The sequence below is a fragment of the Zobellella aerophila genome, assembly GCF_039539325.1.
In the GTDB taxonomy this organism is placed as follows: domain Bacteria; phylum Pseudomonadota; class Gammaproteobacteria; order Enterobacterales; family Aeromonadaceae; genus Oceanimonas; species Oceanimonas aerophila.
Map to the genome: position 1 here is coordinate 21,459 of NZ_BAABCX010000009.1, position 21,471 is coordinate 42,929.

The window sequence follows — 21,471 nt, forward strand, 5'->3', positions numbered from 1 at the left end:
TGCATGGGCGCTACTGCCGGGCCAATTATCTGCCACCCTGGATCGACTGTCCCGCTACCTCCCCGCCCCCGCGCCTCATTTAGTTAGAGCCATAATATTTATATCCCCTCCCCATCTTGCACATTAGCGACATTTTGCTGTCGTTTATAGACAATAGCCCCATATTCTTAAAATTTAACATCGAGAAAAGAAAGCCAAAGGGCTTGATCATTCCTTCCCTAACGATTAGGCTGATTTTAATTGAACAATCAATCAACAAAAATATGCCTATCGTCGGAATCAAAGCAACACGCAGACAACAGCTGATCAACGCCACCCTGGAATCGGTGGCGGAGTTTGGTCTGCAGAACACCACCATCAACAGCATCAGCCGCCTGGCCGGCATGTCATCCGGCATAATCAGCCACTACTTCGGCGGTAAGCAGGGCCTGATCGAGGCGGCGGTGAAACAGTTGCTGGACGAACTGAAACAGGCGCTGCTGGAACGCGCCGGAACGGGCGACATCCCGCCGCAGCAACGGCTGATGATGATAGTGGAAGCCAACTTTACCGAGTTTCAACGTTCCCGGCCGGCGACCAAATCCTGGCTCAGCTTCTGGGCCCAGGCCATGCACGATCCGGCCCTGGCCCGCCTGCAGCACATCAACAACCGCCGGCTGATCAGCAACCTGCGTTATTCCTTTCGCCAGTTGCTGAGTGACGAGGCGGCCGGCGCGGCGGCCCGGCAAACCGCGGCCATGATCGATGGCTTCTGGTTGCGCAGTGCCCTGAGCAGCCAGCCCGAAACCGACTTCCAGGCCGCAGAGGCCCTGTGTAAACAGTTTATTGACGACCTGCTGAGGCAGAATGGAGTGAATTCATGTCATTGATGCGTTATCAGAATTTTGTCGACGGCCGCTACCAGGCCAACGACAGCGGTGAGGCCTTCGACGTTATCAACCCCGCCACCGGCGAGGTGATTTATCAGGTCGAAGTCGCCGACGACAAAATCAAGCGGCTGGCCATCAACAGCGCCCGTACCGGTTTCACCGCCTGGTCCGCCATGACCGGCATGGAACGCAGCCGCATCCTGCTGCGTGCCGTCGCCCTGCTGCGGGAACGCAATGACCTGCTGGCCGAGATCGAGGTGCGTGACACCGGCAAGCCCTGGCAGGAAGCCTCGGTGGTCGACGTGGTCACCGGTGCCGACTCCATCGAATTTTTTGCCGGACTGGCTCCTTCCATCGAGGGCAACCAGCAACAGCTCGGCGCCGATTTTTACTATACCCGCCGCGAACCGCTGGGCATCTGCGCCGGTATCGGCGCCTGGAACTATCCGCTGCAGATCGCCTGCTGGAAATCCGCCCCGGCCCTGGCCTGCGGTAACAGCATGATCTTCAAGCCGTCGGAAGAAACCCCGCTCGGCGCCCTCAAACTGGCGGAAATCTTCATCGAGGCCGGCATGCCCGCCGGGGTTTTCAACGTGGTGCAGGGTGACGGTGCCGTCGGCGCCTGGCTGAGCCACCACCCGGATATCGCCAAGGTGTCGTTCACCGGCGAAGTCGGCACCGGCAAGAAGGTCATGGCTGGGGCCGCCACTACCCTCAAGGAAGTCACCATGGAACTGGGCGGCAAGTCGCCGCTGATCATCTTCGATGATGCGGATCTGGACAATGCGGTATCCGCCGCCATGCTGGGCAACTTCTACACCCAGGGCGAGATCTGTACCAACGGCACCCGGGTGTTCGTGCACCAGGACGTTTATCCGGCCTTTATGGAAAAACTGCTGGAACGCACCCGCAACAACATAGTGGCCGGCGATCCCATGGATCCGGCCACCAACTTCGGCGCCCTGATCTCCCGTGGCCATTATGAAAAGGTGCTGGGTTATATCCAGCGGGGCATCGCCGAAGGCGCCACCCTCGCCCACGGCGGCCATGCGCTAGAACCGGCCTCGGCACCCAAGGGTTACTTTGTGGCACCGACCATCTTCACCGATTGTCATGATGAGATGACCATCTGCCGCGAAGAGATCTTCGGCCCCGTGATGTCGGTGCTGACCTTCAGCGACGAAGAGGAAGTGGTGCGCCGGGCCAACAACATAGACACCGGCCTGGCCGCCGGCCTGTTTACCCGCGACATCACCCGCGCCCACAGGATCATCCACCGGTTGCAGGCCGGCATCTGCTGGATCAACAGCTATGGCGCCTCGCCGGCGGAAATGCCGGTGGGCGGCTACAAGCTGTCGGGGATCGGCCGTGAAAACGGCATGGCGACCCTCAACCACTACACCCAGATCAAGGCGGTGTATGTGGGCATGCAGCCGCTGGAAAGCCCGTTTTAAGCGCTTTTGTTCCGGGTCGAGTAGCCAGCAACAGGACATGGCTTCACCGACCCACCGCACCAAGGATAGGTTTACGGCATGTCGGCGGAGCAGCCCTGCTGCAGATGGGCACCGCAAAGCCAGAAACAAAACAAGTTCGAGGCAGGAAATGAGTAACCAGAATTTTGACTACATCATAGTGGGCGCCGGCTCCGCCGGCTGCGTGCTGGCCAACCGCCTGACCGAAGACGGCCAGAGCCGGGTGCTGCTGCTGGAAACCGGCGGCAGTGACAAGAGCATCTTTATCCAGATGCCGACGGCGCTGTCGATCCCGATGAACACCAAAAAGTACGCCTGGCAGTTCGAGACCGAGCCGGAGCCTTATCTGGACAATCGCCGCATGCATTGCCCGCGCGGCAAGGTACTGGGAGGTTCTTCCTCCATCAACGGAATGGTGTACGTGCGCGGCCACGCCCGGGACTTCGACGAGTGGCGGGACCATGGCGCCGGCGACTGGGATTATGCCCACTGCCTGCCCTACTTCAAGAAGGCTGAGACCTGGGCCTTCGGTGGCGACCAGTACCGGGGCGGCGAAGGCCCGCTGGGCGTCAACAACGGCAACCGGATGCAGAATCCGCTGTACCAGGCATTCGTGGACGCGGGCGTCGAGGCCGGCTACTTCCACACCGGCGATTACAACGGCCGCCAGCAGGAAGGATTTGGCCCCATGCACATGACGGTGAAAAACGGTCGTCGCTGGTCCACCGCCAATGCCTATCTGCGTCCGGCCATGCAACGTCCGAATCTGACCGTGGTCACCCATGCCCTGGTCAACAAGGTGCTGCTGGAAGGCAAGAAAGCGGTCGGCGTCAGCTACCAGTACCAGGGAGCAGAGAAGCAGGCCAGGGTCAGTAAAGAGGTTATCCTCTCCGCCGGCTCCATCGGCTCCCCTCATATCCTGCAGCTGTCCGGCATAGGTGCGAAAGAAGTGCTGGCCAAGGCAGGCATCGAGCTCAAGCATGAACTGCCGGGGGTGGGCGAAAACCTGCAGGACCACCTGGAGTTTTATTTCCAGTTCCGCTGCAAGCAGCCGATCTCGCTCAATGGCAAGCTGGACTGGTGGAACAAGTTCAAGATAGGCAGCCGCTGGTTGCTGAACAAGGATGGCCTGGGTGCCACCAACCACTTTGAGTCCTGTGGTTTTATCCGCTCCAAAGCCGGGGTGGAATGGCCGGATCTGCAATACCACTTCCTGCCGGCCGCCATGCGTTACGACGGTAAGGAAGCCTTCGACGGTCATGGTTTCCAGGTGCATATCGGCCATAACAAGCCGAAAAGCCGGGGCCATGTACGGGTGGTATCAAAAGATCCGCAAACGGCGCCCCAGATCCTCTTCAACTACCTGGAACATGAGGATGACCGGGAGGGCTTCCGGGCCTGTGTCCGCCTGACCCGCGAAATCATCAACCAACCGGCAATGGATGCCTATCGCGGCGCCGAAATCCAGCCGGGTGAGCAGGTCAGCTCCGACGAAGAGATCGACGCCTTCGTGCGCCAGGCGGTGGAAAGCGCCTATCACCCCTCCTGTACCTGCAAGATGGGTACAGACGAGCTGGCGGTGGTGGATCCGTACACCCGGGTTCGGGGCATGGAAGGCCTGCGGGTGGTGGACTCGTCCATCTTCCCCACCATCCCCAACGGCAACCTGAATTCGCCGACCATCATGGTCGCCGAACGGGCGGCGGACTTGATCCGTGGCCGGGAGCCGCTGGCGCCAAGCGATGCCTATGTGGGCATGGACGACCAGTGGCAACAACGTCAGCGGGCGAGCAAACCGGCACGCGAACTGACTTAACACATTATTTTTGAGCATCCCTTCAGGGTTTAACTATCGCAATCAGCGGGCTTGCCTGCCGGGCAGGCAAGCCCGCTGACCGCGCGATACTTAAGGCCTGACTCACTCGACAGTGGAGATGAACGGCTGTATTAAAGCCGACAATCGGACGGCAGAAGGCACAGCACACCGACACGCGGTGATCTAAGGCCACCTTCGCAGGATGACGGCTGCGAACATTCACCGGATGTTCGGTCCGTCACCTGGCTTGGTGCAGGCAGCAAGCTGCCCCATGTACGCTCGACGGCGGCATCCCTGCCGCCGACGGTCGGCTTAGCTGTATCCTTCTATCGCCCCGGTGAATAACTGAACTGCCTGAAAGCTGAGAGTGGGTGGAATGCTCCTTTGTTTACACAACAGCAGGAGAACAACCAGTGTCTTTTATCAATATGGAAAGCAACGGGGGTGGCCAATGACCGCCCTGTTATCAGCCGGCATCCTGTTTACCTTCGCCGCCATCGCCCTGGTGTTGTACAAGTGGGGCAATGTCCGCTGCATCGGCGTCACCCCGGTGCGTACCTTCACCTTTATCGCCATCCTGTTCACCTCCGGCCTGGACGTGGGGCTGATCATGTTCCCGCTCACCGAGTTTGCCGGCTATGCGGATCTGGCAACCAGCGCCGAATACGCCTTTACCAACCCGCTGGCCATCGAGTTCGGCTTCTGGGGCTTCCTGATCTGGGGCTTCTACTTCCTCACCTGTTTTTACTTCTGCGTGATCGAGCCCAGGGTCGGCTTCTTCGAGCAGCCCCTGGTCAAGCTGGTTAACAACATAGTGATCATCGGCACCTGCGCCTTTACCGCCTACCTGCTGTTGAGCAATCTGCCCTGGTACCTGCCGGAGCTGGGCGACGGGGAAAGCCTGGTGGCCGGTTTCTACCTGATCGTGTTCGCGGTGATCGCCGTCTCCGTATATTCCAGCACCAGCCTGCGTTATGTACGCATCCTGAGCCTTGGTACCAGCTGGCTGTTTATCGGCCTGATCGCCCTGATGTTGGGCGGCGCCTTCCTGACGGATGGCGCGGGTATCGGCGAGTTTGTGGCGACCTTCGCCCTGGTCGGCGACTACTTCGGCAATATCCACCGGTTCGTGCTGCCACTCAATGACTACCACGAGTTCTACCTGTACTGGTGGTTCTCCTGGAGCATCATGATTGGTCAGTTCACCGCCCGCTTTGTCGGCGGCCTACGCACCTGGCAGTTGCTGGCGGCCATGCTGAGCTTCCCCTCGGTAGCCATCGCCACCTGGTTCAGTGTGCTTTACTACTATCACGGCAACGGCCTGGAAACCGCCGGTTTCTATAACTGGGCCATGGTGGTGGTGGGCATCACCATGGTGATCAACTCGCTCGACTCGCTGATCCGCCTGTATACCGACAACCTCAACCTGACGGTGCCACGCCTGGGCAAGGTCCGCTACCTGCTCGGCAACCTGACCGCCATGTGCGTACTAACCCTGCTGTTCCAGTTCGGTTCCCTGCAGATCCAGTGGGTCGGCGCCCTGGTGATCGGCCTGTTCTTCGCCTGCTTCGGCTATATCCTGGTGAAAAAATTCGAGCAGGTGCGCAGCATTGACAGCTCGCCTGCGGAAAACCGCATCGACTTCAGGAAGATAGAGTGGGCTAACTAACCCGGTGAAAACAACAATCCCGGCCTAGTGCCGGGATTTTTTGGCCAGGATATGGAGGCCCATTCCGCCGTTCCCCAGGGGGTAAGCGCGGCGCTTAGGGCTCGTCATCCGCCGGCCCCACCCACATAAAGGGGTTGTGGGCCACTTCCCACAGGTAGCCGTCGGGATCGGCGAAATACCCTGAATATCCGCCCCAGAACACCTTCTGGCCAGGCTTGACCAGCTTGCCGCCCGCCGCCACCGCCTGTTCGAGCAGCTCGTCCACCTGCTCCGGCGAGGCCACATTGTGGGCCAGGCTGAAACCAGCAAAGCCGCTGCCTTCGGCCGGCACCCCCGCATCCTCCGCCAGCGCATCCCGGCCATAGAGTCCCAACCAACTGCCACTCAGGGTGAAAAACGCCACCGACGGCGGCGACGCCAGCCGGGGAAAACCCAGCCCCTGTTGATAAAACTCGACCGAGCGCGCCAGATCGCGCACCCCCAGGGTAATCATGCTGATCCTTGATTGCATAGCACTTTACTCCGTGTTGTATCGGTGCAGAGCCGGCCCCGCCGATCCGTCAAGGTGATCTCAGGCCCGACATACTCAGCTCCCGGCGGCGGGCCACGGACTCAGCAAACATCTGCAATACTGTCAGAAACAAACGTTCTTATAAGAGAGAACTGCCTTCCACCCACAAGGAGCGACCCGGATGTACAAACAAATCATGATTCCTGTCGATCTGACCCATATCGAGCGCCTCGAAAAGGCCCTGCAAACCGGCGCGGATCTGGCCAAGCTCTATGGCATACCGGTCTGTTATATCGGCGTGTCGGCCAGCGCTCCCAGTGCCGTGGCCCATAATCCCGCCGAGTTCACCGCCAAAATGCAGAAATTCGGCAAGGAACAGGCAGAGAAGTACGGCCTCGAACAGGTCAGCAGCACCGCCTATATCAGCCACGACCCGGCGGTGGATCTGGACAAGACCCTGCTGAAGGCGGCCAAGGAGAGCGGGGCCGACCTGGTGGTGATGGCTTCCCATGTGCCCGGCCTGGCCGAGCATCTGTTCGCCTCCAACGCCGGCTATTTTGCCGCCCATTCCGATGCCTCCGTGCTGGTGGTGCGTTAGCAGGCCGCCATTAACGGCTCCCGCCTATCGGAATCGGTTGCGGTTGACCTCGTCGATCTGCTCGTTCAGTGTCCAGTAGTCATAAAGATAGCCGATCAGAAAGAGGCCACCGGTAAGAAACCAGATCAGCGCGGTCAGCCATTTGCCGAGATACAGGCGGTGGAGACCAAAAATACCCAGGAAGGTGAGCAGGATCCAGGTGACGTTATAATCCTTGCCGCCGGAAACATAGCGCCGGTCGGCCGCCCTGTCCATACCCGGAATAAGAAACAGATCCACGATCCAGCCGATAAAAAACAGCCCAAGGGTAAAGAAATAAATGGTGCCGGAGACGGGGCGACCATAGTAAAACCGGTGCGCCCCCATAAAGCCAAAAATCCACAGAATATAACCGATCACCTTATTGTGGGTATTGTTTGCAATTAACATGTGTTCTCCCTGGTTGATTAAGACTTGATACACTGGGCCAGTAACTTAGCAAAAAAATCACCGCCCTTGCGGCGGGTAAACTTGATATTGTGCTCGGGAATGGATTCGGGATCGTCATAATTCGCCAAGGCCTGCTCCATGCTGGCTTCGCGCAGGATGTGCAGGGTGGGATAGGGAGAGCGGTTGGTATAATTGGCCGCATCATCCTGGGGCTCGCCCTCGAAGCAATAATCGGGATGAAAACTGGCCAGCTGATATTGCCCCTCGTAACCTTGCTCAATCAGTAAATCATTGGCCGCGTCGACCAGGTCCAGATAAGGATAAAAACCCTCAAAACCACGAGGGATGATAAAGAGTGTCGTTTCAACCTGTGGGTTTTGATCCAAAAACTCGCATTCGGCGACCAGTTTTTTCAATACAGTTTTCGGCTTGTGCTCTTCGGCCACCACATAACGTACGCTGCCGCGCTCGACCTCGCGCCTGGCAAAGGGGCAGATATTATATTTCACGACGACCTGTTTGACCCAGTTTGCCGTCTGCTCGATCTGTTGCTGTTGTTCTGACATGGTAAGTTTCTCTTATATTTTCGGCAGCCAGACAGGGGCAGATCAATGCCGATGCTCGACCGCCCTCGGGTTATGGCTGCCATATGTCGCTGACCACCTGGTAAAGTCAGCCATATTGGGGCAAGGGGTTGCGGTGTTTATTGATAAACCCGGTCATTGTGTTTTAGCCAGCCTCCCGGGTGGCGGCCACGGGGATCGTGGTGGGTCCAGTGCACCACGCCCCCCTTGTCGTTCCATTCGTACTCGCCGTAGAACGCCACCGTATCCCCTACCTTCAGGCCGTTTATCCGCGGGGCCAGATCGATGTTGTGGGCAATCAGCAGCGTCTGGCCACTGGGCAACGCCAGCAGAAAGCGTTGATGGCGGGAGCCCTTATTGTCATCCGCCAGAAGACGCACAACCCGACCGCTGCCCTCCACCTGCAGATCGCTCTGCCGGTTGCGGTATGCCGCCATCAGGGGATCGGGGGCGGCCTGTTCGACCGAAACAAAAGGCACCAGCCGCGGATTCTGGGCCAGGGTGCCGACAAAGCCCAGCACCAACAACAGGGCAATAAACCATTTTTTCATCGACGGGCAAACCTCATGGCAGGGGACGGATGTTATTCTCTGGTAAAGGCAATATCCGCATAATAACCGACTGCGCGGCTGTTGCTGTTATCCGCGTCGGTCATGATGGCCACCGCATCAATATAGCGGAAATCCTTGCCAAACAATTGCTTGAGATCGGCCTTGAGATTGCGTTTTTCACTCATCCAGCCACTGTCGGCGGTCCGCTTGCGCAGCGCCAGCATCATCGCCTTGTCGCCGGTAAACGGGTTGGGCCAGCTCTGGCTGGCCATGGCCTGCTGCGACCACACATAGCTGACCGCCCGGGTACTGAGGAAGGTCCAGCCGTCGCGCACTACTATATAGACCCGCACGGCAAAATCATCACCGGCCTTGTCTTGTTCGTTGGTCACACTCGGAAACTGCTCGACCCGCCACATCCAGCTCAGCCAGGGCGTGCGGTCCAGGTCTATTTTCTTCTCGAAAAACAGGCCCGATGCCGATCCGGTGCTGTCTGCCCTCAGCACCTGCCGCTGCAGCTGCCGGTCGAAAACCAGGCTGTAATCGGTCTTGCCGGCAAAGCTTTCCGGCTTCCAAGCCAGCATGGCCTCGGGTGAAAAGCGCACATCGGCGTGGGCATTGGCAGCCAGCAAGAGCAGCAAGCCATGTAATAACAGTTTGTGCACTCCCTATGCCCCCTTGGGTTGGTCATGGCTCCATCAAGCTTAGGTTATGACGCCGCCACCTCGCCTTTAATCCACTCGCAAAACGTGGTCACCGCCGAAGACGGTTGAGGGTGGTGAAATAACCAGTAGATCCGCCGCTCACTCACCGGAATGTCGAACAGGGTACGCAAGGTCCCCTGGCTCAACTCCGTTTCAATCAGCCCCGGCGTGCGGCAGGGACCAGCCCGATCCAGATAAAGCGGGCTGGCCACCGGATAGGTCGCTCCCGAAAACAACCGCAGGGCATCCCTGTCGGGCGCCGACGCCTCATAGCGCCAGGTGATCAGTACATCGGCATCGGCGGTGATGGAGTCCTGCAGGGTACTGGCATACTGAATACTGATGGCAATCTCAGGGTACAGCTCCCTGAACCCGTTTAAACGCGGGATCAGCCAGCACACGGCGATGGAAGGCAGGCAACTGATCCGCAGGCGACTCATGGTGTTTCCCGCCGTCAGCTCGTTGACGGCCCGCTCCAGGCGCTGGAACCCCTCCCTGAGCCCTTCCGCCAACCACCTGCCTTCGGCCGTCGGCACCACGCCGCGACCGCTGCGGACCACCAGTGTCCGTTCCAGGGTTTCTTCCAGACGGCGCAGTTGATGACTCACCGCAGACTGGGTGATATGCAGTTCCTGGGCCGCGCCCTTGAGGCTGCCGGTCTGGACGATGGCATCAAAGGTTTTCAGGGCTGACAGGGTCGGCTGGCTCATATCTCACTTGACATAAATTCACATTAACCACGAATTTATATCAATTCTCACAAACAAAAACACATTTAGCCTTTCAGGCTCATGGTCATAGCCTGCCGGGTGACTCATGCAGCGATCACAGGCAGCACCGCACAACAATGCTACAGGGAAAAATTCAACGAGGTTTTAAATGGATAATGCTGTGCTGGTTTCGTTCGGCTTGTACCTGCTGCTGATGCTGGGCATCGGTCTGTATTTTTACCGTGCCACCAAAAATCTGTCCGACTACATCCTCGGGGGCAGGAACCTGCCGCCAAGTGTGGCCGCCTTGAGCGCCGGCGCCTCGGATCTGAGCGGCTGGGCGCTGATGGGCCTGCCCGGCGCCACCTTCTCCCAGGGCCTGGGACAGGCCTGGATTGCCTGCTGGACCATTATCGGCGTGTACCTGAACTGGACCCTGATCGCGGAGCGGTTACGGGTGTTTACCGAGGTCGCCGGCAATGCGCTACAGGGATGCCGCCGAACGTGCTGCCTGGTCATACAGCCCGGACATGGCGCGCAGGGCACCGGCAATCTGGTGCATGTCTTCCCGAGCGATACCCAAGGAAGACAGCGATTCCACCAGGCAAGCTTCGCGGATTTCGGCATAGTGGGTGCAGGTTGAACGACCTTCTTCGGTAGTCTTGAAGAAGGTTTCCTTGCCATGCTTTTCACCCGAGATAAGCTCCAGCTTGGCCAGCTTTTTCAGGGAGTAGCTGACCGTATGGCTGTCTTCGACATTCAGCACCAGGCAGATGTCCGCCAGTTTCTTGGCCCGCTCCCTGTGGTTGATGCTGTGCAGCACCAGAATATCCAGGGAGCCTAGCTCGGGAAGGCCCGTCGCGGTCATGCAGCGAACCATCCAGCGATTAAAAGCATGGCCTGCGATTATCAGCCCGAACTCGAATTCCGAGAGTTCCTTGGCTCTGTGCGAAAGGTGCTCGGAAGATACGATGGGGCCTCGGGGATCACCGGCGCGTATGCTGTTATTTTCCTTACTCATCAACGATTACTCATGGCATCTGGCAGATAGGTCACGATCTGCGGGAACAGGCTGATCAGCACAACACCCAGCAGCATCAAAAAGAAGAAGGGTAAGGCCGCACGAGCAATCTGCAAGATATTTTTTCCGGTAATGCCCTGCAACACGAACAGGTTGAAACCGACCGGCGGGGTTATCTGCGACATTTCCACCACTATCACCAGGTAGATGCCAAACCAGATCAGATCGATACCGGCGGCTTCCACCATGGGTAACATGATGGCCGTGGTCAATACCACCACTGAAATACCGTCCAGGAAACAACCCAGAATAATAAAGAACAGGGTCAGCGCCGCCAGCAGCATCACCGGAGACAGGTCCATGGTGCCAATCCAGCTGGCCAGCTCACCGGGCAGACGGGTAAAGCCCATCGCCGCCGTCAGGAAAGAGGCCCCCGCCAGGATAAAGGAAATCATGCAGGAGGTTCTGACCGTGCCCATGGCCGCGGCCATAAAGCTTGACCAGTTCAGGGCGCCATTGAAACGCGCCAGAACCAACGACAGTACCACGCCCACCGCCGCCGCTTCGGTTGGTGAAGCCAAGCCTGCATAGATGGAGCCGATCACCCCCACAATCAGTCCCATCATGGGGATCAGCTTGCGGGAGCGGCGGATTTTTTCACCCAGGGTGGTGCGTTCATCTGCGGGGGGGACCCGGCTCGGATTGCGCCACGACCAGAACATCAGGTAGGCGGCGAACAGGCTGATCAGCATCAGGCCGGGGAAGACCCCCGCCATGAACAGCCGGGCAATGGACTGATCGGTGGCCACCGCAAATACAATCAGGATAATGGACGGCGGGATCAGCAGCCCCAGGGTGGCCGAGCCGGCCAGGGTGCCCAGAATAAGGTGCTGATCGTAACCCCGGCGGGTCAGCTCGGGGATGGTCATCTTGCCCATGGTGGCGCAGGTGGCAGCGGAAGAGCCCGACACGGCGGCAAACAGTCCGCAGCCCACCACATTGGTATGCAACAGCCGGCCGGGAATGCGCTGCATCCAGGGCGACAGGCCGGTAAACATGTCTTCCGCCAGGCGGGAACGGAACAGGATTTCCCCCATCCAGATAAACATCGGCAAGGCGGTCAGCTCCCAGCTGTAGCTGGCGCTCCACACATCCGAGGCCATCACGTCGCCTACCGGTATTGAGGTAAACTGGCTGATGCCAAGCCAGCCCAGACCCAGCAGGGTAAAGGCAACCCAGACACCGCTGCCCAGCATCAGGAACAGGGCCAGCAGCAGCACCATCATCATCAACAACATAGTCAAACTCCGGAATTATTCGTGGCCAGTGTCGTTGGCTTGAAAGGTGGACGGCCGCAGCAATGCGGTAACCAGCACATCCAGCCAGGCTTCCAGCAGGGACAGGCAAAACAGCACTATGCCGCTCAGCATGGCGGCTTGAGGGATCCACAGCGGGACTCGCAAAATGCCGTAGGACACTTCATCGAAGGCCAGGCTGTCTTCCACCAGCCAGAAACTGTTCCAGGCCAGGTAGCTGCACAGGGCAAGGGCGATACTCAGGCAGCCGAGCTCGACAAAGGCCCGCGCCTTGGGGCCCAGACGACCAATCAGCAGGGTGACACGGATATGGCCACCGTTGACAAAGGTATAGGCCAGCCCGAGGAAGCTGACACCAACCAAGAGGAAGCCTGAGGCTTCGGACAAACCCGGAATTTCCAGCCCCAGGCTGTCATGGCCCAGCGACAGCAACAGCTTGTCGATTAACCGGCCGACGACCTGTAACGTGATCAAGCCGCAGATCAGGCACAGACACAGAACCGAGCCGTAGGCACCAAGTTTATAAATGGGATTCAATCGAAATTGCATAGCTCTTCACCACTGCTTGCAATAGAAGGGGTCCCCGGCCGCACGCAGCCGGGGGGAGATGACTTAGGGTTTCAGTTGCTGGTATTTCTCCAGGATCTGCTGGCCTGGCTCGCCGGCAACCTCGGCCCACTCCTGGGTCATGGTCTGGCCGATTTGTTGCAGTTCGGCTTTCAGCTCTGCGCTTGGCTCGGAGACCTCAATGCCGTTTTCGGCCAGGGTTGCCAGCGCCTGTCTGGTTTCATTCTTGCTCATTTCCCAGCCGCGCACTTCTGCCGCGGCAGCAGCATCCAGTATTGCCTGCTGGGTGTCAGCATCCAGACGGGAAAACGCTTTCTCATTCACAATCACCATGTTTTTCGGCAGCCATAGCTGCACATGGTTGAAATTGCTGAGGTAATCCCAGGCCTTGGTATCAGCACCGGTGGCCGGAGACGTGATCATGGCCTCTACCCGACCGGTACTGAAGGCAGTAGGGATGTCCGGTACTTCCACTTGGGTGGGCACGGCATCGGTCAGACGGGCCAGCCGCTCACTGGCGGTGTTATAGGCACGCATTTTCAGATTTCGCAGATCGTCAACACCATCGATGCTCTTCTGAGTATACAGACCTTGCGGTGGCCAGGGCACGGCAAACAGCAGGCGCAGACGCTGCTTGGCCAGCTCTTCGGAAATAACGTCTTTGGAAGCCTGCCACAAGGCCCAGGCTTCATCATAGCTGGCGGCCAGGTAGGGGACCGAATCGACATCATAGATGGGATTTTCATTGGCCAGACGAGACATGATCAGCTCGCCCATCGGCACTATGCCCCGGCGCACAGAGTTCTTGATCTCGGGATGGCCAATCAGGGCGCCGTTGGAGTGTACGTTGATCTTCAGCTCACCCTGGGTCCGCTGGGCCACATCGTCGGCAAATTCACGGATATTGACCGTGTGGAAGGTACGGTCGCCATAGGGCGTCGGCATGTCCCATTCGGTGGCCGCCGTCGCGGTTGCCGCTACTCCCAGGGTAGAAGCGCTTGCCAGCGCAACCTTCAGGAAAGATTTACCAGTCATTTAACAGTCCTCATTGTTGGTGCTGAACATCCATGCTTACAGATAAATCGTGTTTTTAGGTAGGTAAAAAAATTCCATAAGCCTTCAGATATCCACCGAAGAGGCCTCCATTCCGCTCCTTACAGAACCGGCTTGTGCCGCTGTAATTGCCTGGTGCGGGGCAGGCTAACCTAGGGGAAAGATTAGAAACAACCCAACCACAAGTCAACACCTTGCCGCAATATCACTAATATTATGTTTGCATTTTATTGATAAATTATTAGATTAATAACCTAATTGGATAACTTAGATGGAGCTACCTGCATGCCCAAACTATTGCTCAATGCCGATATGGGGGAAAGCTTTGGCCCCTGGGTCATGGGACTGGACAAGGACGTCATGCCTCATGTGGACCTGGCCAACGTGGCCTGCGGCTTCCATGCCTCGGATCCCGATATCATGCGCAGCACGGTGCGCCTAGCCTGTGAGCACGGCGTCAGGGTCGGCGCCCATCCGGCCTACCCGGATCTGGTCGGCTTCGGCCGCCGATCCCTGGCCTGCTCGCCCCGGGAAATAGAAAACCTGGTGCTCTATCAGGTAGGTGCGCTTGCCGCCATCTGCCGGGCCGAGGGCACCCGGCTTGCCTATGTAAAACCCCATGGCGCCCTCTATAACGACATGATGCAGGACCACGACAAGCTGCTGGCGGTGATGCGTGCGGTCGCCGCCTTCGATCCCCGGCTGCCGCTGATGGTGATGGCCACCGCCAATCCAGCCCCGGCACGGAAACTGGCCGGACAGGTCGGCGTCAACTTGTTGCTTGAAGCCTTTGCCGACCGGGCCTACGACGCCGCCGGTTTCCTGGTATCCCGCCGGCTGCCGGGCGCCGTACACCATGACTCCGAACTGATCGTCGAGCAGGCCAGACGTATCGCCCTCGGCCAGCCGCTGACCGCCATCGATGGTAGCGAGCTGCGGCTGCAGGCCGATACCCTGTGCGTGCATGGCGACAACCCCGAGTCGATTGCCGCCATCCGCGCCATCCGTCAGGCGCTGGAGTCAGCCGCATGAAGTACCGTCAAGACAGCGGGCTGCCGTGCCTGGAAAATGCCGGCATTGATGCCTGGCTGATCCGGCTGTTCGACGCCATAGACGAAGCCAACATGCCCTGGATTACCGCCCTGGTCGAGGCCTGCGAGCAGGCCCTGGGCGACAACCTGATCGACATAGTGCCCTCCTATACCACTGTACTGGTGCACTATGACCCGCTCCAACTGGATTCGCAGCAGGCCGCCGATCTGCTGAGGTCGCTGCTGGCCGGGCTCACCACCAAAGACATGGAGGCCACCGCCGCCGTCAAGGAACTGCCGGTCTGGTATGACCCCAGCGTCGGGCCCGAGCTGGCACTACTGCAACAGCACACAGGTTTCGACCTGCAGCACATCATCCGGCTGCACAGTGAACACCGGTACCGGGTATTCGCCCTGGGCTTTGCCCCCGGCTTTGCCTTTATGGGCTCGCTGCCCGCTGAGCTGGAGCTGCCCCGGCTGAGCACGCCCCGCAAGCGGGTGCCGGCCGGCAGCGTGGCGCTCGCCGGACGGCAGACCTCCGCCTACCCGCAAGCCTCCCCCGGCGGCTGGAACCTGATCGGCCGCACCCCGGCCCGGCTATTTGATCCCGACAGCCGGGAACTCAGCCTGCTCCAGGTAGGCGATAGGGTGCGCTTTGTGCCGGTCGATAAAGATGAATTTATTCGCCTCGGCGGCGATACCACGCCTACGGAAATGCTGTTATGACACAAGACACCCATCACGGTTACCTGAAAGTGATCAAGCCCGGTCCGCTGACCACGCTGCAGGATGCCGGCCGCTTCGGGGTGCGCCGACTGGGCATTACCCAGGGCGGCCCCGCCGATCTCCATGCCTGGGCCTGGGCCAACTGGCTGCTGGGCAACCCCTGGGGCACACCGGCGCTGGAGATCACCCTCGGCGGCCTGGAGTTGAAGGCCGAACAGGACTGCACCCTGGCGCTGTGCGGTGCCGATCTGGGCGCCACCCTGGACGGCGAGCTGGTCAGCTGCTGGCAACAATTCCGCCTGCGCCAGGGTCAGCACCTGCGCTTTGCCATGCCGGTGTCCGGGGTACGCGCCTACCTGGCGGTGAAGGGGGGATTTATTGCCGAGCCGGTGCTGGGCAGCGTGGCCTGCGTCACCCGTGACGGGCTCGGCGGCCACCAAGGCGACGGCCGCAAGCTGGCCACCGATGAGCGGCTGGCCTTTACAGCCCATGGCGGGGGGCTGACAACAAGAAAGGTGCCGGAAGCCGAGCGGCCGGATTACCGCGCCCCCGCCAACCTGGCGCTGATCCCCGGTGCCCAGGTCGCCACCTTTACCGGTGACAGCCTGTTTAAGGCCTTCAACTCACCCTGGGCGGTGGATACCCGGGCCGATCGCATGGGCGTGCGCCTGCTGGGTCCGGCCCTGCACAGCTCCCTTGACTCGATGATCTCGGAAGGCATCGCCCTGGGCGCGGTACAGGTGCCCCCCGACGGCCAGCCCATCGCCCTGCTCAACGACCGGCAGACCATCGGCGGCTATCCGCGGCTGGGCACACTCACGCCCCTGGCCTGCGCCCGCCTGGCCCAGTGCCCGGCCGGGCACCCAGTCTGGCTGAAGGCCACCGCCATCGAGGCGGCCCAGAATCAGTATCGCCGGTTCCGATCCAATTTCAGCGACGATGGCCGGAACACGGGCTGAATCTCCTGGTTATCACACTATGCGGTTACCCATCGATAAATCACGGTTCCTAATACCACAACATCGATCGGGTAGCGCACGCAGACATGCCATGCTCTCGTCCTTAAGCGCCCAGCTGCGTCACGGACCGCCATGGATGGCGGAAATGCCGAAATGGCTGGAGCATTTTCCTGCCCTGACACAGAGGGTCTGCCTGGCAATACCCAATTGCTGTCCTGAATGATCTACGAGTCGGAACAGTTACCAACACAAAAAACAATTAAAACATCGGTGAAATGTAGATAAAATGATGTGGTTTTACGAATAATGTACTGATAGACTGTTTAAAACCATATGGCTAGCCATGAGCCCAGTACTCCTTTCAAACCAGACAGTGCTAGGTATCCAACTGATGGAAAAGGGCTCATACGCCAGGACACAGCGCAAGAAATGCCCTGTTTAAATCGAATGGAACACAAGGAAGTTGAATAAGATGAAGACCAAAGCGCCGTTATTGTCCGTCGAATCACTGAGTGTTAATTTTGGTTCTAACTGTGTAGTCAACGATCTTTCTTTTAGCATCTATCCTGGTAAAACCCTGGCCATTGTCGGTGAGTCGGGTTCGGGAAAATCGGTCACCTCCATGTCAATCATGCGCTTGATTGACCATACCAACGCTACCATTACCAGCGGCTCGGTGATGTTCAACGACGGCCAATATAGCCATGATCTGACCCAGCTATCAGACAAGGCCATGCGCAAGATACGAGGCAAGGATATTGCCATGATCTTCCAGGAGCCAATGACCTCTCTTAATCCGGTTTACACCATAGGTGACCAGATAACAGAAGTGCTGATGCTGCACGAACAACACAGCAAAGCATCGGCCCGGGATGAAGCAATCCGCCTGCTCAAGTTGGTGCGCTTGGCAGATGCAGACGATTTGATAACTCGCTACCCTCACCAACTGTCTGGGGGAATGCGGCAAAGGGTCATGATTGCCATGGCTCTGGCCTGTAAGCCAAAATTGCTGATTGCCGATGAACCTACCACCGCGCTGGACGTGACCATTCAGGCGCAGATCCTGGCCATTATTCGGGAACTGCAGCGTGAACTCGGCATGGCTGTCATTTTTATTACCCACGACATGGGTGTCGTTGCCGAAATGGCGGATGATGTTGTCGTCATGCGCCATGGCAACAAGGTAGAAGAAGCTTCTGTTGAAGCCATATTCAGCAGTCCACAGCATCCTTACACCCAGGCGTTGCTCTCAGCGGTACCAAAACTGGGTTGTATGAAGGGTGAAGCCCTGCCACGCATCGACCCGCTCAAGGTGCTTAACGGCGACACCATACGCACCATAGGCACGAGTAAGGTTCAGGATACCGCCCAATTCAACGCCCCACCGCTGATCGAAGTCAGCAACCTGGTCACCCGCTTTGATATCCGCAAAGGTTTTCTGGGCGGTGTCAGTCACAGGGTGCATGCCGTTGAGCAGGTCAGCTTTAACATCTATCCGGGCGAGACGCTGGCACTGGTGGGAGAATCAGGATCAGGCAAATCGACGATTGGCCGCACCATACAGCAGCTGCAGCAAGCCACCAGCGGTGATATACGTTTTGAAGGTAAATCCATTGCGAGCATGAACCGGCTCGAGCAGATGCGACTGCGCCAGCAGATTCAGTATATCTTCCAGGACCCATTTGCCTCGCTGGACCCCCGTAAAACCGTCGGCTTTTCCATTGCAGAGCCCATTCACACTCACGGCCTCATCCTGGATCGCAAGGCTGTCACCCGACGTGTTCATGAACTGCTGGAGCGGGTTGGCCTGACCGAAGCTCATGCCGATCGTTACCCTCATGAGTTTTCAGGCGGCCAGCGCCAACGTATTTGTATTGCACGCGCCCTGGCATCCAATCCTCGACTGATTATCGCAGACGAAGCGTTATCGGCCCTGGATGTATCCATTCAGGCCCAGATCATCAACCTGTTTATGGAACTGCAGCAAGAACAGGGGCTGTCCTATCTCTTTATCAGTCACGATATGGCCGTAGTGGAAAAAATGAGCCATCGGGTAGCCGTCTTGCACCTGGGGCAAATCGTTGAAATGGGGCCACGCCAGGCCGTTTTTGATACCCCAAGCCATTCCTATACACAACGCCTGTTGTCTGCCGTTCCGGTAGCAGAACCGGGAATACGCAAGCACCGCCCCTTGCTGGAAGGGGAAATACCCAGCCCAATTCGTAAAGTGGGAGATGAACCTGCGATTCTGACCCTCAAAGAACAGACACCGGGCCATTTTGTATCTAACAACCAACAATACAAGAACGGCCTAAGAGCCTGAAAAGGATCTTCAGCCTGAACCTATACAGGTCTTCCAAAAGGAGTTATGCAAGTGAGAAAAACCAGAGTGTTTACCCATAGCCTGCTCGCTAGTGCCTTAATGCTCGGCTCAGTAACAGCCTACGCCAGTACCTTAACCGTATCCTCGCCTCAGGATCCCGGCAGTTGGGATCCAATTGACACCTTTCTGGTCAATTGGTCCTCCGTCGCCACCAATATTTTTGATGGCTTGACCTATCGCGGCCCGGATTTAAAACTGGTGCCAGGCCTTGCGACCGCATGGGAAGAATTAGACAAAGGCTCTCGCATCCGCTTCACTCTCCGTGAAGGCGTGACCTTTCACAATGGTGAGCCCTTCAATGCGCAGGCGGTCAAGTTCACTTTCGACAGATTGTTGGGTGAAGAAGGCGCACGTGGACCACAAGCCTCCAACTACAGTGCAATCAGTGAAGTCAACGTCATTGACGACTATACCGTTGACTTCCGCCTCGCTCAGCCTGACCCCGTGCTCCTGACCAAGCTGGCCGGGTATGGTGCCATGATAGTGCCGCCTCAATACATCACCGAGCATGGCGATGAACACTTCAACCGTAATCCCATTGGTACCGGACCATTTAAACTGGCCGACTATACTCCCAGAGAAAGCGTACGCCTGGACGCCTATGAGGACCACTGGGCTGGCGCTCCCAAACTCAGCCAGGTTAATTATCGTTTTATCTCCGAGCCGGCGACTGCGGTGGCCGAGCTACAGGCAGGTCGGGTCGATATCGTCATTCCGCCCACGATTCCGATCGGCATGATAGACACGATTAAAAACAATCCATCCCTGAGCATCGTCAGCGTAGCCAGCCCGACAGTAGAAGCGCTGCGGTTTAATACAAAATCGGGTATTACCGCCGATGAGCGCGTCCGCAAGGCCATCATCATGGCGGTTGATCGTGATGCCATCATTGACTCCATCCTTGCGGGTGAGGCACAGAGCATTGCCAGCTTCCAGGGCGCCTTGTCATTCGGCTATGACCCCGAGCTGAAACCCCTTCCCTATGATCCGCAGCAGGCAAAATCATTGCTGAAAGAAGCCGGTATCAAGCCAGGAACCCAGTTACAGATTGATGTGCGTGGTAATGACTCGACCTTTGGCGAGGTCGCGCAAGTGATCGCATCATACCTGCAAATGGTTGGGCTCAATGTCAGCATCCGTCCTTATGAGACCAACGTCCTGCTCAACGATATTATCCCTGCCGGACGTACCGGTGACATGTTCCAGCAAAAATGGGGAGGCTGGACCTTCGATTATGATAATACCGCCTATCTGATGTACCACACCGGGGAACGCTGGAACCCGTATGACAGCGATCCCAAGCTGGATAAAATGCTGGAAGAGCAACGCAGCCTGACCGATCAGGCTAAACGTGAACAGCTGTTGCAGTTCATAGCCCGATACACGCAAGACCGGGTACTGGAAATTCCCCTCTACAACGTGAATGCCCTTTACGGTGTCAATAATCGCGTTCAGAACTTCCAAGCCGCTCCCGATAATCGCCTGCGTCTTAATGAAGTGTATATCGCAGAATGATAAAAGCTCCGTCACCTGTATGGGTATGCAGGTGACGGAAATCATTTGAAAGGAGCTATCTTGTGGCACGATTCTTACTCTACCGTATCTTTCAGGCATTTTTTGTCATTATCGCCGTAACCCTTATCGTCTCTTTCGCCATACGACTCACCGGTGATCCGGCTCTAATGCTGTCTCAAGGTGCCGGTAGTGTGACAGAAGAAGACCTGGCTAACATTCGTGAGGCCCTGGGACTTAATCAGCCTTTCCTGGCTCAATATATGGATTTTCTCAAGGGACTGCTGGTCGGTGATTTGGGCAAGAGCTTCATGGGTGGGATCTCTGTTACCGAGTTGGTGGCAAGAGCCCTGCCAGCCACGCTGGCCTTGGCATTTACCTCATTAATCGTCTCTATCGTTATTTCTATACCACTCGGCATCAAGGCTGCCACTTCCCGTGGCCGCTGGCCGGACCAGGTCATCCGTATCCTATCTCTGGTGGGACTGTCATTCCCCAACTTCTGGTTGGCCATCATGCTGGTGTTATTGTTTTCCATTACCATGTCCTGGCTCCCCCCCAGCGGTATGGAAGGCTTTGAAAGTTTCATCATGCCGGCCGCCACCATGGGCATCATCCTGACCGCCACCAATGTGCGTCTGGTCCGCACCACTATGCTGGAAACGCTCAACGCCCAGTTCGTCATGGTCGCCCGAGCCAAAGGGCTTTCGGAAAACGTCGTACTCTACAAACATGCATTACGTAATTGCTCTATCCCATTAATCACCTACTTTGGCCTCCAGTTTGGCGGACTACTGGGTGGTATTGTGGTCATTGAACGCGTCTTCAACTGGCCCGGCCTGGGTACCCTGGCCTTTGATGCCGTAGCCGCTCGAGACTATCCCGTGTTGCAGGGTGTGATCACTGTACTTTCTCTGCTCATCATTTCGATCAACCTTATCGTCGATATTGCTTACGGACTTGTCGACCCTAGAATGCGTAAGGGGTAGC

Annotated in this window: 21 protein-coding genes and 1 pseudogene; 12 read left to right on the forward strand and 10 right to left on the reverse strand. The window is 57.8% G+C overall.

Features of this window, described 5'->3' with window-relative positions; genetic code table 11:
* Window positions 1-263 precede the first annotated feature (263 nt).
* The 4 genes from betI to ABD806_RS17540 all read left to right on the forward strand — a co-directional run bounded on the left by betI (window position 264) and on the right by ABD806_RS17540 (window position 5,826).
* Complete coding sequence (gene betI / locus ABD806_RS17525) at window positions 264-869, forward strand: transcriptional regulator BetI (protein WP_344960113.1); 606 nt, start codon at window positions 264-266, stop codon at window positions 867-869.
* Complete coding sequence (betB, locus tag ABD806_RS17530; protein ID WP_344960114.1) at window positions 860-2,323, forward strand: betaine-aldehyde dehydrogenase; 1,464 nt, start codon at window positions 860-862, stop codon at window positions 2,321-2,323. The genes betI and betB overlap by 10 nt, the downstream gene beginning before the upstream one ends.
* 148 nt (window positions 2,324-2,471) lie before the next feature.
* On the forward strand, window positions 2,472-4,157 hold the full coding sequence (gene betA, locus ABD806_RS17535; RefSeq protein ID WP_344960115.1) for a choline dehydrogenase: 1,686 nt from the start codon (window positions 2,472-2,474) through the stop codon (window positions 4,155-4,157).
* A gap of 451 nt (window positions 4,158-4,608) precedes the next feature.
* Window positions 4,609-5,826, forward strand: coding sequence for a BCCT family transporter (locus tag ABD806_RS17540; RefSeq protein ID WP_344960116.1), 1,218 nt, complete (start codon window positions 4,609-4,611; stop codon window positions 5,824-5,826).
* A 94-nt stretch (window positions 5,827-5,920) separates the two neighbouring features.
* Here the strand turns inward: ABD806_RS17540 and ABD806_RS17545 are convergent, their stop codons facing one another.
* Window positions 5,921-6,337, reverse strand: coding sequence for a VOC family protein (locus tag ABD806_RS17545; protein ID WP_344960117.1), 417 nt, complete (start codon window positions 6,335-6,337; stop codon window positions 5,921-5,923).
* Window positions 6,338-6,518: 181 nt separating this feature from the next.
* Here ABD806_RS17545 and ABD806_RS17550 point away from each other — a divergent pair, with 181 nt between their 5' ends.
* Entirely contained in the window at window positions 6,519-6,935 is a 417-nt protein-coding gene (locus ABD806_RS17550) for a universal stress protein (protein WP_344960118.1), read from the forward strand.
* A gap of 24 nt (window positions 6,936-6,959) precedes the next feature.
* Here the strand turns inward: ABD806_RS17550 and ABD806_RS17555 are convergent, their stop codons facing one another.
* The 5 genes from ABD806_RS17555 to ABD806_RS17575 all read right to left on the reverse strand — a co-directional run bounded on the left by ABD806_RS17555 (window position 6,960) and on the right by ABD806_RS17575 (window position 9,913).
* The gene (locus ABD806_RS17555; RefSeq protein WP_344960120.1) at window positions 6,960-7,364 is read right to left on the reverse strand and encodes an NINE protein; all 405 of its coding nucleotides are present in this window, start codon (window positions 7,362-7,364) and stop codon (window positions 6,960-6,962) included.
* Window positions 7,365-7,381: 17 nt separating this feature from the next.
* Entirely contained in the window at window positions 7,382-7,930 is a 549-nt protein-coding gene (locus ABD806_RS17560) for a DUF1415 domain-containing protein (RefSeq protein WP_344960122.1), read from the reverse strand.
* A gap of 137 nt (window positions 7,931-8,067) precedes the next feature.
* Window positions 8,068-8,499, reverse strand: coding sequence for a DUF3465 domain-containing protein (locus ABD806_RS17565; protein ID WP_344960124.1), 432 nt, complete (start codon window positions 8,497-8,499; stop codon window positions 8,068-8,070).
* 32 nt (window positions 8,500-8,531) lie between these two features.
* On the reverse strand, window positions 8,532-9,164 hold the full coding sequence (locus ABD806_RS17570) for a DUF3047 domain-containing protein (protein WP_344960126.1): 633 nt from the start codon (window positions 9,162-9,164) through the stop codon (window positions 8,532-8,534).
* 44 nt (window positions 9,165-9,208) lie between these two features.
* Window positions 9,209-9,913 carry a LysR family transcriptional regulator gene (locus tag ABD806_RS17575; protein ID WP_344960127.1) on the reverse strand — a complete coding sequence of 235 codons (705 nt, stop codon included), beginning with the start codon at window positions 9,911-9,913 and terminating at the stop codon, window positions 9,209-9,211.
* A gap of 214 nt (window positions 9,914-10,127) precedes the next feature.
* Between ABD806_RS17575 and ABD806_RS17580 the strand changes: the two are divergent.
* Window positions 10,128-10,358: pseudogene (locus ABD806_RS17580) on the forward strand (sodium:solute symporter family transporter); the annotation flags it as partial.
* A gap of 39 nt (window positions 10,359-10,397) precedes the next feature.
* Here ABD806_RS17580 and ABD806_RS17585 read toward each other — a convergent pair.
* From ABD806_RS17585 to ABD806_RS17600, 4 genes are all read right to left on the reverse strand, one after another.
* Window positions 10,398-10,934, reverse strand: coding sequence for a winged helix DNA-binding protein (locus tag ABD806_RS17585; RefSeq protein ID WP_344960128.1), 537 nt, complete (start codon window positions 10,932-10,934; stop codon window positions 10,398-10,400).
* Complete coding sequence (locus ABD806_RS17590; protein WP_344960129.1) at window positions 10,934-12,232, reverse strand: TRAP transporter large permease; 1,299 nt, start codon at window positions 12,230-12,232, stop codon at window positions 10,934-10,936. Before ABD806_RS17590 ends, ABD806_RS17585 begins: the two co-directional genes overlap by 1 nt.
* Window positions 12,233-12,247: 15 nt before the next feature.
* Window positions 12,248-12,799, reverse strand: a complete 552-nt coding sequence (locus ABD806_RS17595; RefSeq protein ID WP_344960130.1) for a TRAP transporter small permease — start codon at window positions 12,797-12,799, stop codon at window positions 12,248-12,250.
* Window positions 12,800-12,862: 63 nt separating this feature from the next.
* Window positions 12,863-13,852 (reverse strand): TRAP transporter substrate-binding protein, encoded by a 990-nt coding sequence (locus tag ABD806_RS17600; protein ID WP_344960131.1) that lies wholly within the window; start codon window positions 13,850-13,852, stop codon window positions 12,863-12,865.
* Window positions 13,853-14,155: 303 nt separating this feature from the next.
* Here ABD806_RS17600 and ABD806_RS17605 point away from each other — a divergent pair, with 303 nt between their 5' ends.
* From ABD806_RS17605 to ABD806_RS17630, 6 genes are all read left to right on the forward strand, one after another.
* Window positions 14,156-14,902 (forward strand): 5-oxoprolinase subunit PxpA, encoded by a 747-nt coding sequence (locus ABD806_RS17605; RefSeq protein ID WP_344960132.1) that lies wholly within the window; start codon window positions 14,156-14,158, stop codon window positions 14,900-14,902.
* Window positions 14,899-15,627, forward strand: a complete 729-nt coding sequence (gene pxpB, locus ABD806_RS17610) for a 5-oxoprolinase subunit PxpB (RefSeq protein ID WP_344960133.1) — start codon at window positions 14,899-14,901, stop codon at window positions 15,625-15,627. Before ABD806_RS17605 ends, pxpB begins: the two co-directional genes overlap by 4 nt.
* On the forward strand, window positions 15,624-16,586 hold the full coding sequence (locus tag ABD806_RS17615; RefSeq protein WP_344960134.1) for a 5-oxoprolinase subunit C family protein: 963 nt from the start codon (window positions 15,624-15,626) through the stop codon (window positions 16,584-16,586). Before pxpB ends, ABD806_RS17615 begins: the two co-directional genes overlap by 4 nt.
* A gap of 472 nt (window positions 16,587-17,058) precedes the next feature.
* A complete protein-coding gene (locus ABD806_RS17620) occupies window positions 17,059-18,909 on the forward strand; it encodes an ABC transporter ATP-binding protein (RefSeq protein WP_344960135.1) in 1,851 nt (616 codons plus the stop codon).
* 51 nt (window positions 18,910-18,960) lie between these two features.
* Complete coding sequence (locus tag ABD806_RS17625) at window positions 18,961-20,484, forward strand: ABC transporter substrate-binding protein (RefSeq protein ID WP_344960136.1); 1,524 nt, start codon at window positions 18,961-18,963, stop codon at window positions 20,482-20,484.
* Between the two features lie 62 nt (window positions 20,485-20,546).
* Window positions 20,547-21,470, forward strand: coding sequence for an ABC transporter permease (locus ABD806_RS17630; protein WP_344960137.1), 924 nt, complete (start codon window positions 20,547-20,549; stop codon window positions 21,468-21,470).
* Window position 21,471: the final 1 nt, after the last annotated feature.

Coding starts and splice junctions, on each gene's coding strand:
- ABD806_RS17555 (WP_344960120.1), bottom strand. CDS start 7,364: ATGTTAATTGCAAACAATACCCACAATAAGGTGATCGGTTATATTCTG.
- betA (WP_344960115.1), top strand. CDS start 2,472: ATGAGTAACCAGAATTTTGACTACATCATAGTGGGCGCCGGCTCCGCC.
- ABD806_RS17540 (WP_344960116.1), top strand. CDS start 4,609: ATGACCGCCCTGTTATCAGCCGGCATCCTGTTTACCTTCGCCGCCATC.
- ABD806_RS17600 (WP_344960131.1), bottom strand. CDS start 13,852: ATGACTGGTAAATCTTTCCTGAAGGTTGCGCTGGCAAGCGCTTCTACC.
- ABD806_RS17590 (WP_344960129.1), bottom strand. CDS start 12,232: ATGTTGTTGATGATGATGGTGCTGCTGCTGGCCCTGTTCCTGATGCTG.
- betB (WP_344960114.1), top strand. CDS start 860: ATGTCATTGATGCGTTATCAGAATTTTGTCGACGGCCGCTACCAGGCC.
- ABD806_RS17585 (WP_344960128.1), bottom strand. CDS start 10,934: ATGAGTAAGGAAAATAACAGCATACGCGCCGGTGATCCCCGAGGCCCC.
- ABD806_RS17615 (WP_344960134.1), top strand. CDS start 15,624: ATGACACAAGACACCCATCACGGTTACCTGAAAGTGATCAAGCCCGGT.
- ABD806_RS17595 (WP_344960130.1), bottom strand. CDS start 12,799: ATGCAATTTCGATTGAATCCCATTTATAAACTTGGTGCCTACGGCTCG.
- ABD806_RS17605 (WP_344960132.1), top strand. CDS start 14,156: ATGCCCAAACTATTGCTCAATGCCGATATGGGGGAAAGCTTTGGCCCC.
- ABD806_RS17545 (WP_344960117.1), bottom strand. CDS start 6,337: ATGCAATCAAGGATCAGCATGATTACCCTGGGGGTGCGCGATCTGGCG.
- betI (WP_344960113.1), top strand. CDS start 264: ATGCCTATCGTCGGAATCAAAGCAACACGCAGACAACAGCTGATCAAC.
- ABD806_RS17560 (WP_344960122.1), bottom strand. CDS start 7,930: ATGTCAGAACAACAGCAACAGATCGAGCAGACGGCAAACTGGGTCAAA.
- pxpB (WP_344960133.1), top strand. CDS start 14,899: ATGAAGTACCGTCAAGACAGCGGGCTGCCGTGCCTGGAAAATGCCGGC.
- ABD806_RS17565 (WP_344960124.1), bottom strand. CDS start 8,499: ATGAAAAAATGGTTTATTGCCCTGTTGTTGGTGCTGGGCTTTGTCGGC.
- ABD806_RS17550 (WP_344960118.1), top strand. CDS start 6,519: ATGTACAAACAAATCATGATTCCTGTCGATCTGACCCATATCGAGCGC.
- ABD806_RS17620 (WP_344960135.1), top strand. CDS start 17,059: ATGAAGACCAAAGCGCCGTTATTGTCCGTCGAATCACTGAGTGTTAAT.
- ABD806_RS17575 (WP_344960127.1), bottom strand. CDS start 9,913: ATGAGCCAGCCGACCCTGTCAGCCCTGAAAACCTTTGATGCCATCGTC.